Raw genomic sequence first — 15,912 nt, 5'->3', positions numbered from 1 at the left:
GTTTACTCATGAATTTACGCCATTTACTCGTGAGTTTGTGCGGTTTACCCGGAGTTTACTCCATTTACTCGTGAGTTTGCGCGGTTTACTCGTGAATTTGCGCGGTTTACTCGTGAATTCACGCCATTTACTCGTGAGTTTGCTCCATTTACTCGTGAATTCGCTCGGTTTACTCGTAAGTTCACCTTTTACTCGTGAAATAAAAAGGACAGCTCCCCATGATTCAGGGAGCTGTCTTTTTGGTTTTATCCTCTTAGCTCTGCGCCGGCTTTTTCTTTAACGGCTTCAAGCACTTTATCATGTGCTTTTGTAATGTCCTCGTCCGTCAGGGTACGTTCCGGGTCGTAGTATTTCAGTGAGTAGGCAATGGATTTCTTGCCTTCCTCCATTCTTTCACCTTCGTATAAGTCGAAGATGCTTACTTCTTTCAGCAGTTTGCCGCCGGCTTCTTCAATAATATCCTGAATGTCCCCGGCTTTCGTGGCTTGATCCACAACGAGCGCGATATCGCGTGTGGTTGATGGATAGCGCGGAATCGTTTGGTACGCTATCGGCGCGACTTCTGCTTCGGCCAATGCTTTTAAGGAAAGTTCGAAAATGTATGTTTCTTTAATATCCAAGTCTTTTTGGACAGTTGGGTGCACTTGGCCGATAAAGCCAATTACTTCACCATTCAATAGTACTTCCGCTGTCCGTCCTGGATGCATATCGTTGATTTCCGCTTGGCGGTAACTGATTTGATCAGCTAATCCAAGTGTGTCGAATAATGCTTCGATCACGCCTTTGGCTACAAAGAAATCCACTGGTTTCTTTTCACCCTGCCATAGATGTGACTCCCATAGACCGGTGATTGCTCCAGCAACATGTTCTTTTTCTTCAGGCAGTTCTTGTTCGTCACGCTTAAAGAATACCGAACCGATTTCATACAGTGCCAGTGAATCAATTTGGCGGGCATTGTTATATTTCACGACTTCCAGCAATTGAGGCACGATGCTTAAACGCAGCTGGCTTCTTTCTTCACTTATTGGCATTGCCAATCGAATGGATTCTCTTGCTTCCAATGCGAATTGGGACGCTTTTTCCTGGCTTGTCAGTGAATAGGTCACTGCTTGATAAAGGCCTGCGCCTTCAAGTGTACGGCGTGCCTTCCGCCGTTTAATTTGATAGTCTGTCAATTGTCCTGGGTTAGCAGAACCGATCGGCAGTGTAACGGGGATGTTATCATATCCATATAAACGTGCAGCCTCTTCGACTAAATCGGCTTCAATCGTAATATCACCACGGCGCGTCGGGACAGTGACCGTGAATGTTTCATTGTCAAGCTCCACGCCGAATTGCAGACGTTTGAAGATTGACTCCACAACTGATACGGTCATGCTTGTTCCAAGGAGTGTATTGATTTTTTCAAGCGTAATGCTAATGACCGCAGGTTCCATTGACAATTCGTCAACTTCTGCTGCTCCTTGTAAGACTGTTCCGCCTGCATATTGTGCAATCAATTGTGCAGCACGTTCCCCTGCTTCACGAACACGTGCCGGGTCGACGCCTTTTTCAAAGCGGGCACTAGCTTCACTGCGTAATCCATGGTCCTTTGAAGCTTTGCGAACTACTGTACCTGCAAAATATGCACTTTCAATAATGATGTTCGTCGTATCATTTTTGACTTCGGAATCCGCTCCGCCCATCACACCAGCAATCGCAACAGGCTCACTGCCATTCGTGATCACTAAATGGTCAGGTGTCAAAGTGCGTTCCGCTTCATCCAATGTTACGATTTTTTCAGCATCCTTCGCTCTGCGGATGACGATTTCCTTTGAACCAAAGCGGTCATAATCAAAGGCATGGAGCGGTTGGCCGTATTCAAGTAAAATGTAGTTCGTGATATCCACCACATTATTATGAGGTCGGATACCTGCAGACATCAACCTAGTCTGCATCCAAAGCGGTGAGGGTCCGATCTTAACATCCTTGATGATTTTAGCCATGTATATCGGGTTATCTTCTTTCGCTTCCACTTTGACACTGATATAATCAGTTGCTTTTTCAGCTGCCTCTTCTTTCTCGACTACCGGCCATTTCACTTCCCGGCCTAGAATGGCTCCCACTTCGTATGCAACACCAAGCATGCTTAGCGCGTCGGAGCGGTTTGGAGTCAGCCCAAGTTCCAGCACTTCATCACTTAAACCAAGTTCCTCCAATGCATCTTTCCCTACTTCCACATCATTAGGGAAGACGAAGATTCCTGTAGCATAATCCTTGGAAACAAGCTTGGATTCGAAGCCCAATTCTTGAAGCGAGCAAATCATTCCGTGCGATTCTTCTCCGCGAAGTTTCGCTTTCTTGATTTTGAAATTACCTGGAAGGACTGCGCCAACAGTAGCGACTGCGACTTTTTGGCCTTTATCGACATTCGGTGCCCCACAGATGATCTGAACGGGATTTTCGGCCCCGATATCAACTTGGCATTTATTCAATTTATCCGCATTTGGATGTTGTTCACGTTCTAAGACATGCCCGATGACGACCCCTTTTAGCCCTTCACTTTTCTTATCCACCCCTTCAACCTCAATGCCGCTTTTCGTGATTTTGTCAGCAAGCTCCGACGCATTGATGCCTGAAAGGTCAACATAATCTTGTAACCATTTATATGACACAAACATGGTAGGTCCTCCTTTTTAAAATAAAAATTTATGCTTCGTGATGGTTGAATTGTTTTAAGAATCGAACATCATTCGTATAGAAATGACGGATATCGTCCACACCGTACTTCAACATGGCAATCCGTTCCACGCCCATTCCAAATGCGAATCCAGAGTATTTCTTGGAATCGAAGCCAGCCATCTCAAGGACGTTCGGATGAACGATCCCAGCGCCAAGCACTTCGATCCAGCCTGTTTTTTTACATACGCTGCAGCCTTTACCGCTGCAGATTTTACAAGAAATATCCACTTCGACGGAAGGCTCAGTAAATGGGAAGAAACTTGGACGAAGACGGATTTCACGGTCTTGCCCGAATACTTTTTTCGCAAATACGTCTAGCGTTCCTTTCAGGTCGCTCATGCTGATGTTCTCATCGATGACCAAGCCTTCAATTTGCTGGAATTGATGGGAGTGTGTCGCATCATCGTTATCCCGGCGATATACTTTTCCTGGGCAAATGATTTTAACAGGGCCTTGACCTTTATGTTTTTCCATCGTTCTGGCTTGAACCGGTGAAGTGTGCGTCCGCATCAGGATTTCATCCGTGATGTAGAAGGAGTCCTGCATATCACGTGCCGGATGGCTTTTTGGCAAGTTAAGTGCCTCGAAGTTGTAGTAGTCGCTCTCGACTTCAGGACCTTCCGCAACCGTATAACCCATCCCGATGAATAAGTCTTCGATTTCTTCCACGATTCGTGTTAATGGGTGAAGATTCCCCTTGTTTACCGGACGTCCTGGAAGTGTGACGTCAATCGTTTCAGTTGCTAGCTTTGCATTGACTGCCGCGGTTTCAAGCGCTTTTTGTTTCTCCTCGATCTTTGTTGCGATTGCTTCACGTACTTCATTGGCTAGTGCCCCGATTTTCGGGCGCTCTTCGGCAGATAATTTACCCATGCCGCGCAATACCTCCGTGATTGGCCCTTTTTTCCCCAAATAAGCAACACGGACTTCATTCAGTTCTTTTAATTCGGAAGCGGCGGCAACTTTTTGCAACGCTTCTTCCTGCAGTTCTAGTAAACGTTCCTGCATCATGTCTTCCTCCTTTATTTTCCTTTTGTAAAAATGAACACAAAAAAACCCCGATCCCTAAAGGGACGAGGTTTATGTATCGCGGTACCACCCTTATTAGTGCATAAACAAAAAAACTTCTGCACTCACTTCATTAAAAATAACGGCTCTTCACCGGAACATTTTTCGGACATTCTGTCTTCCCAATGCCAACTCGAAAGGTGAATTCACTTAAGCAGTGCCATAAAAATGCTTTCAGTCAAGGCATTTTCTCCCTGGATATGGTTAACTTTAAGCTACTACTCTTTGTCATCGTTGTTTTCATTATAAAATTCTGTTTTATTATATTATAATTCTTCGGCCGTTTCAAATCGATTTTCGTAAATGGTACATTAAAATCCCGGCAGCGATCCCCACATTCAAAGATTCACTTTTTCCGTAGATGGGAATATAGAGGTTTTTAGTCGTTTTCTCCAGTAATTCCTTCGATACCCCTTGACCTTCATTACCGACCAGCAGGGCAAATCGGGAAGACTTTTCCACTTCTTCAAATGGCGATGCCCCTTCTAATGCTGTGCCATAAACCGGTGTGCCGCTTTGCTTAAGCTCATCGATGATTTCGGATAGGTTCCCTTTAATGACAGGCATATGGAAGAGGCTCCCTTGCGTCGAACGGACCACTTTGGGATTATACAAGTCAGCACACCCTTCCCCAAGAATGACCGCATCTATTCCCGCTGCATCCGCTGTCCTGATCATCGTTCCAATATTCCCAGGATCTTGGACGGCATCGATCAACAATAATTTCTCCGGATTGATGGACGCCATGCTCGTTGATTTCTGTTCACAAACCGCAGCAATTCCCTGCGGTGCTTCAGTATCGCAAATCGCCTTCATAATATCATTTTTCACATAAATGAGTTCTGTGCCTTCCACCTTAAAATGGGCAGGCATTTCAGTTTCTTCATTGATGATCACTTCCAAGACGATTTCCTCTTTTAAGGCTTCTTCAACTAGGTGAAAACCCTCGACTAAATATTTACCTGTTTTATCTCGTTCTTTTTTCGTCAAAAGTTTTTTCCATTGCTTAACTTGCGGGTTTTTTACGGATTCGATATATTTCAAGGGTAAACGCTCCTTTAACTTCACACTGATTTTCCTATTATAACGCAATTTACATACATATTGCATGCGAGTTTGTGAAATGCTATTAATGTCAGTCATTATGTGTTAGAGGAGGAATAATTATGAATTTAAACTTACGTAATGCGATCATCCAAAATGTATCTGGAAATACGCAAGAGCAGCTGGAAGACACGATTGTCGATGCCATACAAAATGGCGAGGAAAAAATGCTTCCTGGATTGGGAGTATTATTCGAGGTCATCTGGCAAAATTCATCCGAGCAGGAAAAACAGGAAATGATCACTGCCCTCGAAGCAGGATTAAAAAAATAACAGCCTTCAAAGGCTGTTATTTTTTTAATCTCGCCTCGCCAGCCTTCAGTTCTTCGATGGAGACTTCTTCATCAAGCAGCAAGATGAATTTCTTTGCTTTCACTTCTTCAAGCATCGCTTTTGTCTCCGCAAAAGAGTAGCCGTATTTCGTGAAAAAGCTGCGTAAATCTCCAGATCCTTCATCTGTGAAGTAATGGAAGATTTTCAAAAAAAGAGTATCCTCCTTATCCTGATTGGCGATGATCAGTATATCCGTATGTTCATTTCCAAGCTGCACATTATTTTTTATATCAGCTGCCACTGTCATTTGGGTGCCAGATACGCCTTTTGCTTTTAAGTCTGAAATTGCAGCAAGTAGTTCCGGATTAGAGTCAAAAACACCATATACGTTTTTTTCCATGTTTCTCCCCCTCCTTATTACTCTACTTAAAATAAAATTCCTTTGTCATTATACCTTGCAGCTTTATCAATAAACAAGCAAATAGTCTATGGAGACGAACAAGGGAACCCTCTGCCTAAAGGTTTTTTTAAAAATAACAGCCTATAGCAAACTCTAAGAAAATCGAGGTTGCTTGCGGTCCTATTAAAAAGGCTGTTTTCACATACTTTGTTGCTATTTACCAGGTAATGAGTTGTGGTTGATATCCCCTCCAGATGCTCGCTTTCCTTGGTGCGGGCGGTGAGCCCCCTCGGCGTAAACGCCTGTGGGGGCTCACCTGTCCCGCTGCTTCCGCAGGAGTCTCGCACTTCCGCTCCAATCAACCTTAAATAGTTTCGTTTTAAAAACAACAATCTTTACGAAAAGAGCCATTAAAAAAGTTCCACTCCCTTTCAGTCGACTGTCTCACAAGCCAAAGCAAACGGCAGCGTGTCTCAGCTAGACAGTGATTTCGGCAGGAGTGTCGCAAATTTCTTCAATCTAAGTAAACAAACAAAAACAGCCTTATGCAGGCTGCTCTTGTTGCGGTATTACAGATTGTCGGTATTGATTCGATTTTTGATGTATTCTTCTTGTAAGCCTTCCTCTTGCTGTCCGCTGGCTGTCGGTCCCGCGGTCCGATCCTGTGATCCTTGAGCGTCCAGGTTTTTGTCAGCATCGTCTGCAAACGGGTCGCTTGCCAGTGTTCCTTCATGAATCCCTGGTTTTTGATTCTTGAATTTTTCTGTGGAATTCCCCCAGATTTCCCTTTCTTGAGCTCGCTTCATATCCAGCTCTTCATTTTCATAGATATTGGCGGAATTTCCGTGAAGCTCTTCGCTTCTTCCTGGCTGTGCTTCCATTTCCCTTGTTTGATAGGCATTCGCGGTTGTTTCCGGAAAAAGGTTCGGGTCCGGATTGTTCACCACCCCTGTTTTAAGCGGATTCTCTGCAGGTGCGTCCGTATCCTCGATGCGATTGGAAGTTATGTTCTCACGTGCTGTTACGGTTTCCGATTCATCTAAAAGAATGAGGAATTTTCCAGCCTCCACTTCATTTATATAAGCGGTTGCTTCACTATCGGCAAGCCCTAGCTCACCTAAGCGGTTCCTTATATCTTCGGAACCCTCGTTCAGGAAAAAGTGTTTCATTTTATCAATGAAGGATTCCTCGTTAGAGTTAGTAACGACTTCGACATCCGGATCATGCTTTTCATTAACGAAATCCAAATCTTCTTTCTTATCAGCCATTACCGTTATTTCCCCTTCATGAACCCCCTTTTCCTTGAGGGATTGTATAGCCCGAATCATTTCTCTTTCCGTATTAAAAACACCATATAACGTTTTTCCCATGCATATTCCTCCTCCTTTTTCCGATATTTCTTCTTATGTGTATTTATACCCTGATGGGTGCCAATTAAACAAAAAGGTTTGCCTTCCCTAAGCTCGGACCTTTAATCGGTCTAAAAACCAAAAGGAAACCTGCAGTTTTAAAACTGCAGGCCATTTCCTTCACTCTTAGAAGCGGTCGGTTCTACGTTCAGTTGCCTTTTTCTCATTCACGATCGATTCATCTGTACTATCAAGCTGGATATCTTCCTTTTTAAGAGTATCCTGAACTTGTTCCGTTTCTTGTACAGCATGTTTCTTGATGACAATTTCATCGGTGACAACCGGTTTTTTCGAAACTTCCAGTTTTTCTTCAACAACCGGGATTCGTAATGTTTCCCCATCTTCAATGGTTCCGGTTTCTCGATTCGCTTCACGCCCTGAAACCGATCTATGCTCAACTGTCACTTCTTCGTGTTCAACAGGGACATTGATCGTTTTATGCTGTTCATTGACTTCTTTATTAATGACGACTTCTCCTGTCTGAACTCTTTCTTTGTCAATGTTCAGCTGTTCTTCCCGAAGTGTAAGTGTCCTTTCATCTTCTGGCAATTCACGGCCTTGTCCGTTGACTCCATAAACATCTTCTTTATTTAATGCATCAGTTTTTTCCGTGCCATTATATAATGGGTTGGTGGAGTTAGTATCAAGCCTTCTACCGGCAGTGTCCATTGTTCCGGTCGTGAATTTATCTCTTGCCGTTCCAAGATGGCCTTCACCTTCTTCAACCAGAACCAGGACTTTTCCATTTTCTACATCAAAGACATGTTCAGCCGCATCGCTATTCGAAAGTCCTGCATTAGCCAATCTTGTTGAAAGGTCTGCCGTATCTTCCGGCATGAAGAAACGTGCCACCTTGTCCATAAACGATTCGTCGTTAGGAACATTCGTCATTGTGTGAACATCCGTTTCCCGTTGATGGTTCGTGAAATCCAATGTTTCTTCCTTATCTGCGACGACCGTAATATCGTCCCCTTCAAAACCCTTTGCCTTAAGTGCATTAATTGCTTGGATCACTTCTGCATTTGATTCATATACTCCATATACTGTTTTATTCATTTTACATTCCTCCTTAGGTTTTGTTGTTTCGTTTAGTGGATGCTATATATAAACAATACCCGCCATGTTCCTAAGTAAACGAGGAATCCATATTTCATTTTTGTTATATCATTTACAATTCGTTCTCAGCACAGAACGCATTTTTAATTGAAATCCAAGCTTTACAAGGGTTTCCCCCTTTATAAAAATGTAATGTTTAACCAAATCATGCCATTTCGTTTTTTCAAATAATGCTTGTGATCTTTTTTCTTCTATTATAACGCCACAGCCTTTATTAGCAGGTCCGCAATATGCACCGCTTTTGTGCATTCCCCCAGGTTTTCCCGCTCGATCCCCAATTGCATTTGCAACAGGCAGCCAGGGTTTGCCGTGACAACAATATCGGCCTGTGTCGATTTCGTGTGCTCCATTTTAGAGTCGAGAATGTTCATGGACATCTCTGATTCAACAATATTATATATCCCAGCTGAGCCGCAGCAGCGATCGGCATCCTTCATTTCCCTGAAATCGATTCCTTCTATTGATTGAAGGAGAATTCGCGGAGCCGAGGAGGTGTTCATCACATTCCGTAAGTGACAGGAATCCTGGAAAGTTACGGATTGAGCTGGAAGTTTCAGGCGAACTTTTTCCTGAAAACGCAAATCAACAAGGATCTGGCTGATATCTTTCAACTTATTTTTAAATGAGATTGCACGGTCATGCCATTCCGGTTCATCTTGGAGCAGATGATCATAATCTATGAGAAAAGCGCCGCAGCCACCGGCATTCGTAATGATATAATCAACTTCCTCCGTTTCAAAGGCTTCAATATTACGCTTGGCCAGTTGCTTTGCACCTGCTTTTTCACCACTGTGACCATGCAGCGCACCGCAACAGGCCTGGGATTTCGGTATCACGATTTCACATCCGGCCAGCTGAAGAAGCTTTAGTGTGGCCTTGTTCGTTTCCAAAAACATCGTATCCATCAAGCAGCCGGAAAAGAAAGCCACCTTTTTGAGCGGCGTTCCGATTGCAGGCAGCTCGGTTGGCCTATTTTTCATTTCTGCTTTTTTCGGGACTTTCGGCAGCACTTTTTCCATGGCTGCCAAATTATCCGGAAGCATGTTGAGGACTCCCGTTTTACGGGCCATGTATTGCAGGCCTGATTTCTGATAGAAGCCAAGCAAACTTGTCATGGTCTGCATTCGCTCCTGGTGCGGGAATAGTCCACTAAAAACGGCCTTGCGGATCGTTTTTACAGGGAAGCTGTGTTTTTTATTCTGATGGATGATATCCCTTGCTTCTTCAAGAAGGTGTCCGTATTTCACACCTGAAGGGCACACAGGTTCACAAGCCCTGCAGCCGAGGCAAAGACTCAACGAACGTTCTACATCCCTATCTGGCTCAATCACACCATCCGCCACCGCTTTCATAAGTGCAATCCGGCCCCTTGGTGAGTGGGATTCCTTCAGCCCCGATTCTATGTATGTCGGGCAATGGGGTAAGCAAAAACCGCAGCGCATACAATTCAACAATTCATCTTCATTCATTTTTTCCGCGAATTGAATGGCAATGGTTTCCCTTTCCTTAACTGTCGTCATGAAGAAACCACCACCCTTTTCCTGGTTTCCTTGGCAAATACTTTGCCGGGATTCATGATGTTATTGGGATCGAAAGCCTGTTTAATCGCCCTCATGGCATCAATCCCTTCTTTCTTCAGCTTCCATTCAAGATACGGGGCCTTCATCGCTCCTACACCATGTTCACCGGTAATCGTCCCGCCAAGGTCGATAGCCGCGGCAAAAATGTCGGCAAAAGCGAGCTCCACCCTCTCCATTTCCTCATGATTACGAGCGTCGGTAATGCATGTCGGATGGAGGTTCCCATCCCCAGCATGACCGAACGTGCAAATGTCCACGTTATGCTTGTCAGCGATCTCATTAATCGCTCTAACCATTTTGGCAATTTCCGAGCGAGGAACGGTGGCATCTTCCAAAATGGTCGTCGGCTTGAGGCGTGCCAATGCGGAAAGTGCTGTCCGTCTTGCCGTTTTCAAGGCGACAGCGTCAGATTCCGTTTCGGCAATTTCCACGGAAACCGCCTTTTCCTCTAGACAGATATCGGCCATCCTTTTCATATCACGTTCCACCACTTCAGGCGGTCCATCCTGTTCAATCAGCAGGACGGCTTCCACATTGGTAGGCAAACCGATTTTCGCAAAGTCCTCAACCACGATCAACGTCGGACGATCCAGAAATTCCAATGTCACAGGAATGATTTTATTTGAAATGATTTTGGCCACTGACTGGGCTGCAGCATCCAAATCTTGATATAAGGCAAGCATCGTCTTAGTCGTTTCCGGCATTGGAATCAGCTTTAAGGTCGCTTCCGTAACGATGCCCAAGGTCCCTTCCGATCCGACAAAAAGTTTCGTTAAATCATATCCGGCTACATCTTTGGCAAGCTTGCCCCCTGTTCGAATGATGTCCCCATTCGGAAGGACGACTTCAAGCCCGATGACATAATCACGGGTGACTCCATACTTTAAGCCTCGCAGTCCACCAGAATTCTCATTAATGTTACCGCCAATCGTGGAGATTTTCATCGAACTTGGATCCGGCGGATAAAACAATCCCTTCTCTTCAACTGCTGAAATCAAGTCCAAAGTGATGAGCCCAGGCTGTACGGTCGCCGTTAAGTTCTCCTCATCTATTTCAAGTAATGAATTCATTCGATTGAATAAAAGGACAAGCCCTCCCTCTGTCGGGCATGTGCCTCCGCTTAAATTCGTCCCAGACCCGCGCGGAACGATCGGAACATTGTATTCGTTGCAAACTTTGACGATGGCTGCGACTTCAGCTGTGCTGCCCGGTTTGATGACAGCATCCGGCAACGCTTGAAATCCAGGCGTTGCATCATATGAATAGACTAGACATTCCACTTTCGAGTCATCGTAATTCTCCTGACCGACGATGGCAAGAAGTAGCTGCTTAACCTGCTTTGTTAACATGTACATCCTCCTCATATAAACATAGGAAATTTAGATTTTTTATATGATGTAAGTATAAGAAAAAAAACACTCGGCCTTCTATGTATAAACATATAGAATTTTGAGCTTTTCATAGAATTAATTTGGATGTTTATCCAATACACTTAATGCAAGATACATCATGACTAAATCGCCTGGCTTCCTAGGGTTCAGCCGGGTCAAATCCTCAATGCGCTTGAGCCTGTAATGGAGGGTATTGATATGGATATGGAGGGCTCTAGCGGTCTCTTTTAAAGATAGATCACATGTAAAATACATGGAAAGGGTTTTAAGTAGCTCCTCATTAGGTAGCAACTCCTGAATCGTCCGGGATAAATATTCCTGTCTTGTTTCAGCGGTAACTTCATCAAGCAGGACCTCAAGTTTCAAGTCCTCGTCAAATATGATACCTGATGAAGGGGACGCGATTTTCAAGGAACGTTCCGCTTTAAAAAACGCTGGCCTGAAAGCGGATCCTGATGCACGCGAACTAACTCCTGCACACACTTTATAACCCGAACTCTCCTCCAGCTTTTTTTGCAGTTTACTTAGTTTCATATATTGCTGGTTTTTTGAACCGATGAAATCGGCCATTGAAAGAATGACGAATCGGTTCCTCCCCCAACGTACTGCGATGTCATTGGGATGCTGCTGTCTTATGAATATCTGAAGCGTTCTCCATACATGAGGTTCAATGATTTCCTCAGTCTTGAATTCACCAAGGGTGATGATCCGGTCCGCATGAACATCGACCCCAAGCAACTTGGCCTTCTGAAGGAAGTGCTCATTGAACGTCTGCAGCTGATGCCATTCAAATACAAAGAATTCCATCAGACGTGATTGGGATTCAGCTTGTTCAATATGATAGCTTTCCTGAATGAACATCTCCGTCATCTTTTTTAATAGTTCCGCATAAGGGGAAACATGTTTGGGGTCACCTGTAATTCCAATGACACAAACGGCTTCCTGATTAAAGAAAATAGGCAGGTTTATCCCTGCCTTCACTCCTTTCCAACTTCGTTCATCCTGTTTATTGATGATCAATTTCTCGCGATAGTTGAAAGCGTGGATGGCCCCTTCATGAAAAGATCCAATGCGGCTGCCATCGGTGCTGGCGATAATCATGCCAGCATGATCAATAATGATGATCTCCTCATCTATCAGTTTTCGAACCTCATGCACCAATTTTCCTGCAACAGCTGCCAATTGCATGATATGTCCTCCTTTTTTGAATGGACTTGAAAATATTTCGAGGCTCCCCGATGAAAAGGGAGCCTCATTCTACTTATGGAATCATCCAGGAAAGGACGCCATTTTGCAAGAAGGTAATCACACAAACAAGCAGCAATAAAAAAAAGCTATGTTTAAGCGTGAATCTCAATAATTCCGATTCCCTGCCCGCCAATCCTACGGCAGCACAAGCTATCGCTATCGATTGTGGGGAAATCATCTTTCCAGTGACCCCTCCAGAAGAGTTGGCCGCCAGTGCCAGAACCGGTTCCATCCCCACTTTAAGCGCAGTCACTTTCTGCAGACTGCCAAATAAGAGGTTGGCTGATGTATCCGATCCGGTAATGAACACACCTAGCCAGCCAAGAACAGGTGCGAAGAACGGAAATAAATCACCCGATTTTGCCAGGGTCATCCCTAATGTTGTCGACATGCCTGAAGCATTCGTCACATAAGCAAAAGCAACCACGGTAGAAATCATCAAGATTGGTTTGGCCAACTCTTTCATCGCTTCAACAAAGGTGCCATAAAAGTCTTTTGAAGACATGTGTGCGATGAACTTCGTTACGATGGCAGCCAGTAAAATGGCCGTCCCGGCTGCTCCGAGCAGTTCTATTTTATAGAAAGCCGCAATCGGCAATCCATTACTTCCGATTATCTCATTATGCAGACCTGGAACTTCGATTTGGAAGGTTAATAGTTTCCCGATTTCATTGATTCCGCCAAGCAGCACATTGTTGCCTTCATAATGTCCGGATAGTGCCGGCTTTATTGGGTTCATCCCCCATATTGTGATGAAAAGCGTTAACAGAAGGAATGGTGACCAAGCATGGAATATCTGCCATTTCGTGTATTTTGTTTCCGCTTCGGCTGTATATAATGGTTCGACAGCAGCTGCCGTTTCCTCTGATGCAAATCGAAAGATCGTCTTAGGTTTCCAGAATTTAAGGAAAATTGCCAATGCAAACAGTGACACTAACGCGGATAGGATGTCGGGTAATTCGGGCCCAAGAAAATTCGAACTTAAGTATTGTGTGATGGCAAAGGAAATTCCGGAAACCAAAATTGCCGGCAAAACCTCAAGCGACCTTTTCCACCCAGTCATGATTAAAATGAGATAAAGCGGAATGAAAGCAGAAAGGAATGGCAATTGGCGGCCGACCATTTTGGAAATCTCCATGGCGGCTATGCCAGTAGGGCCTTCCATGGCGATGATCGGTATTCCAACGGCCCCGAACGCTACCGGAGCGGTATTCGCGATCAAACAAATCCCGGCTGCATATAGCGGATTAAAGCCGAGACCGACTAAAAGCGCGGCTGAAATGGCGACCGGTGCTCCAAATCCCGCAGCACCTTCTAAAAAGGCCCCGAAAGAAAATGCCACCAATAATGCCTGGAGGCGCCGGTCTTCCGTAAGCGAAAGCACAGAAGAACGAATGATATTGAATTGCCCGCTTTTAACAGTCATCTTGTACAAAAATACGGAAGTGATGATTATCCATCCGATTGGGAGCAGCCCATATACGCCTCCTTGTGAAGCGGACATCACTGCTTTTCCTGCAGGCATCCCATATATCAATACAGCCACTGCAAGAGCTACAAGCAACGTCGTTATACCTGCCATGTAACCTTTCATGCGTTTGATGGTAAGCGCCCAGAAGAAGTAAAGAATTGGAATGAGTGCGGCAAGAGATGATAAAACTAAATTATCGGTGATCGGCGTAAAGTTTTGTGTCCATGTCATTCATTTCGACTCCTTTTACTATTGACTTTTTTAAAAATTCAGAAATCAAATGCTAATTGAAACCCCTTACATATCCAAGTATTCAAAGTCATCAGATGACTTGATGATTACTCATTTAAATTAAATGATTGAATATATAAAAGCAAGATTTTTTTTATTTTTTGTTGATTTTTAACTCTTCTGGAAGTGTCAAAGATCATTTGTGTTATATAATATTAACTAGAGAAACTCATAGAAAATAGAGGTGCTACTACTTGGTATATAAAAAAATAAAGCCGAAAAAAATTTATGAAGAAGTCAGCGATGAACTTTATGAAATGATTCGGTCAGGCAGCCTGAAACCAGGTGAACAATTGGATTCCATTCAGCAGCTTGCGGAAAATTTCCAAGTCGGGCGCCCGGCCATCCGCGAAGCATTAAGTGCATTGAGTTCAATGGGTCTTATTGAAATAAAACAAGGTGAAGGAACATTCGTGAAAACCTTCGACCCCGCCATCATGAACCACCCCTTGTCTGCCGCCCTTTTGATGGATCAAGACAATATCAAGCATTTACTGGAAGTCCGGAAAATCCTTGAGTCCGGTACGGCGGAAGTGGCAGCGAAGAAGAGAACGGAAGAAAACCTTATCGAACTTAAGGACATGCTTTTTAATATGGAAAAGGTCTCGGATGATGAAGAACTTAGTGATAAAGCGGATATCTCCTTCCATGTTGCCGTGGCAAATGCATCACAAAATGAGCTGCTGATTACATTGATGAATCATGTTTCAGAATTAATGACGGAAAAGATGCGTGATATCCGTCGGGCTGCGCTTTATTCCGAAGAGATGACACTCAAGCAGCTTTACCAGCAGCATGTCAGGATATATGATGCAATCGTGGCACAGGATGAGGACGGAGCCCGCAGTGCCATGCTGTTTCATCTTCAAAGCGTCGAGGAATCGCTGGACCGCGTCATCCAAAAAAATCAGCAAAAGAATCATTGACATTCCTTTAAATTTCAAAAATACCCTATACAAAAAAGGATTAAATTGATATATTATTTTGAAAACGATTACTTCATTTAAAAAATCTTGGAAATTGGTATCTTCTCTTAGCCATTTCCTTTTTCCATTTTCTAGTCATCAGATGACCTGTTAACCCATTTTGAAAAAGGAGGAGTTCAGATTGAAAGTTACTCTCTTTGCAACATGTTTAGTGGATTTGTTTCAATCCAATGTCGGCAAAGCGACAGTGGAGCTACTCGAGAGATTAGGCTGTGAGATCGATTTCCCGGAGTCCCAGATATGCTGCGGACAGCCGGCATATAATAGCGGGTATACGAAGGAATCGAAGGAAGCCATGAAAAAGATGATTAAAACGTTCGCGGATGCTGAATACGTCGTAACCCCTTCCGGTTCCTGTGCAGCGATGTTCAAGGAATATCCGGTACTTTTCAAAGGTGATGCCGTATGGGAAAAGAAAGCGGCATCATTAGCGGCTAAAACATATGAATTGTCCCAATTCATCGTGGATGTCTTAAAAGTGACCGACGTCGGGGCTACCCTCAAGGGAAAGGCCACTTATCATACTTCATGCCATATGACACGGCTGCTTAAGGTGAAGGAAGCACCTGCCATTTTATTAAGCCATGTCAGGGGGCTGGAAATGACACCACTTCCGGATGCCCAAAACTGCTGCGGGTTCGGGGGGACCTTTTCGGTTAAGATGGGTGACATTTCCGGACAAATGGTTGAGGAGAAGGTATGCAATATTGAAGAAACCGGTGCCGACTTTTTAATCGGCGGGGATGCAGGATGTTTGATGAATATCGGCGGACGGATCCAAAGGAAGGGGCAACCGGTGAAAGTCCTTCACATTGCGGAAGTCCTGAATAGCATTTAAAGAAAGCGAGGAGGGAA

13 protein-coding genes and 1 other annotated feature are annotated in these 15,912 nt (G+C 44.2%); of the genes, 3 read left to right on the top strand and 10 right to left on the bottom strand.

Features of this window, described 5'->3' with window-relative positions; translation table 11 throughout:
- Positions 1 to 245 precede the first annotated feature (245 nt).
- From pheT to AC3WLU_RS15545, 3 genes are all read right to left on the bottom strand, one after another.
- Complete coding sequence (pheT, locus tag AC3WLU_RS15555) at positions 246 to 2,660, bottom strand: phenylalanine--tRNA ligase subunit beta (protein WP_492597517.1); 2,415 nt, start codon at positions 2,658 to 2,660, stop codon at positions 246 to 248.
- A 28-nt stretch (positions 2,661 to 2,688) separates the two neighbouring features.
- Positions 2,689 to 3,729, bottom strand: a complete 1,041-nt coding sequence (gene pheS, locus AC3WLU_RS15550; RefSeq protein ID WP_053535889.1) for a phenylalanine--tRNA ligase subunit alpha — start codon at positions 3,727 to 3,729, stop codon at positions 2,689 to 2,691.
- Between the two features lie 58 nt (positions 3,730 to 3,787).
- Positions 3,788 to 4,030: a binding site (T-box leader), on the bottom strand.
- A 44-nt stretch (positions 4,031 to 4,074) separates the two neighbouring features.
- Positions 4,075 to 4,833, bottom strand: a complete 759-nt coding sequence (locus AC3WLU_RS15545) for a TrmH family RNA methyltransferase (RefSeq protein WP_034309029.1) — start codon at positions 4,831 to 4,833, stop codon at positions 4,075 to 4,077.
- Between the two features lie 122 nt (positions 4,834 to 4,955).
- On the opposite strand from AC3WLU_RS15545, the gene sspI reads away from it, so the two are divergent.
- Positions 4,956 to 5,165, top strand: coding sequence for a small acid-soluble spore protein SspI (sspI, locus tag AC3WLU_RS15540; protein ID WP_034309032.1), 210 nt, complete (start codon positions 4,956 to 4,958; stop codon positions 5,163 to 5,165).
- Between the two features lie 16 nt (positions 5,166 to 5,181).
- On the opposite strand, the gene AC3WLU_RS15535 is transcribed toward sspI, so the two are convergent.
- The 7 genes from AC3WLU_RS15535 to AC3WLU_RS15505 form a co-directional block, all read right to left on the bottom strand.
- Positions 5,182 to 5,565 (bottom strand): general stress protein, encoded by a 384-nt coding sequence (locus tag AC3WLU_RS15535; protein ID WP_106025979.1) that lies wholly within the window; start codon positions 5,563 to 5,565, stop codon positions 5,182 to 5,184.
- Positions 5,566 to 6,134: 569 nt separating this feature from the next.
- Positions 6,135 to 6,935 carry a general stress protein gene (locus AC3WLU_RS15530; RefSeq protein ID WP_492597516.1) on the bottom strand — a complete coding sequence of 267 codons (801 nt, stop codon included), beginning with the start codon at positions 6,933 to 6,935 and terminating at the stop codon, positions 6,135 to 6,137.
- Between the two features lie 165 nt (positions 6,936 to 7,100).
- Entirely contained in the window at positions 7,101 to 8,030 is a 930-nt protein-coding gene (locus tag AC3WLU_RS15525; protein ID WP_492597515.1) for a YsnF/AvaK domain-containing protein, read from the bottom strand.
- 254 nt (positions 8,031 to 8,284) lie between these two features.
- On the bottom strand, positions 8,285 to 9,610 hold the full coding sequence (locus AC3WLU_RS15520; protein WP_413001844.1) for a (Fe-S)-binding protein: 1,326 nt from the start codon (positions 9,608 to 9,610) through the stop codon (positions 8,285 to 8,287).
- Positions 9,607 to 11,019 carry a glycolate oxidase subunit GlcD gene (gene glcD / locus AC3WLU_RS15515; RefSeq protein ID WP_057276683.1) on the bottom strand — a complete coding sequence of 471 codons (1,413 nt, stop codon included), beginning with the start codon at positions 11,017 to 11,019 and terminating at the stop codon, positions 9,607 to 9,609. Before glcD ends, AC3WLU_RS15520 begins: the two co-directional genes overlap by 4 nt.
- A gap of 117 nt (positions 11,020 to 11,136) precedes the next feature.
- Complete coding sequence (locus AC3WLU_RS15510) at positions 11,137 to 12,249, bottom strand: PucR family transcriptional regulator (RefSeq protein ID WP_492597514.1); 1,113 nt, start codon at positions 12,247 to 12,249, stop codon at positions 11,137 to 11,139.
- A 73-nt stretch (positions 12,250 to 12,322) separates the two neighbouring features.
- Positions 12,323 to 14,011, bottom strand: a complete 1,689-nt coding sequence (locus AC3WLU_RS15505; protein WP_492597513.1) for an L-lactate permease — start codon at positions 14,009 to 14,011, stop codon at positions 12,323 to 12,325.
- Positions 14,012 to 14,265: 254 nt separating this feature from the next.
- Between AC3WLU_RS15505 and AC3WLU_RS15500 the strand changes: the two genes are divergently transcribed.
- Both AC3WLU_RS15500 and AC3WLU_RS15495 read left to right on the top strand, forming a co-directional pair.
- Positions 14,266 to 14,997: a FadR/GntR family transcriptional regulator gene (locus tag AC3WLU_RS15500; protein ID WP_057276686.1), complete on the top strand. Its 732-nt coding sequence runs from the start codon at positions 14,266 to 14,268 to the stop codon at positions 14,995 to 14,997.
- A gap of 181 nt (positions 14,998 to 15,178) precedes the next feature.
- On the top strand, positions 15,179 to 15,895 hold the full coding sequence (locus tag AC3WLU_RS15495) for a (Fe-S)-binding protein (protein WP_057276687.1): 717 nt from the start codon (positions 15,179 to 15,181) through the stop codon (positions 15,893 to 15,895).
- The last annotated feature ends 17 nt before the right edge of the window (positions 15,896 to 15,912 follow it).

This window comes from Peribacillus sp. FW305-BF15 (genome assembly GCF_058783805.1).
The sequence above is the reverse complement of the archived record's forward strand: the minus strand, read 5'-3'. Positions and strand labels throughout refer to the sequence as shown.

Excerpts from the sequence above, each read along its gene's own strand:
- pheS (WP_053535889.1), bottom strand. The coding sequence starts at position 3,729 with ATGCAGGAACGTTTACTAGAACTGCAGGAAGAAGCGTTGCAAAAAGTT.
- sspI (WP_034309032.1), top strand. The coding sequence starts at position 4,956 with ATGAATTTAAACTTACGTAATGCGATCATCCAAAATGTATCTGGAAAT.
- glcD (WP_057276683.1), bottom strand. The coding sequence starts at position 11,019 with ATGTTAACAAAGCAGGTTAAGCAGCTACTTCTTGCCATCGTCGGTCAG.
- pheT (WP_492597517.1), bottom strand. The coding sequence starts at position 2,660 with ATGTTTGTGTCATATAAATGGTTACAAGATTATGTTGACCTTTCAGGC.
- AC3WLU_RS15530 (WP_492597516.1), bottom strand. The coding sequence starts at position 6,935 with ATGGGAAAAACGTTATATGGTGTTTTTAATACGGAAAGAGAAATGATT.
- AC3WLU_RS15510 (WP_492597514.1), bottom strand. The coding sequence starts at position 12,249 with ATGCAATTGGCAGCTGTTGCAGGAAAATTGGTGCATGAGGTTCGAAAA.
- AC3WLU_RS15505 (WP_492597513.1), bottom strand. The coding sequence starts at position 14,011 with ATGACATGGACACAAAACTTTACGCCGATCACCGATAATTTAGTTTTA.
- AC3WLU_RS15520 (WP_413001844.1), bottom strand. The coding sequence starts at position 9,610 with ATGACGACAGTTAAGGAAAGGGAAACCATTGCCATTCAATTCGCGGAA.
- AC3WLU_RS15525 (WP_492597515.1), bottom strand. The coding sequence starts at position 8,030 with ATGAATAAAACAGTATATGGAGTATATGAATCAAATGCAGAAGTGATC.
- AC3WLU_RS15535 (WP_106025979.1), bottom strand. The coding sequence starts at position 5,565 with ATGGAAAAAAACGTATATGGTGTTTTTGACTCTAATCCGGAACTACTT.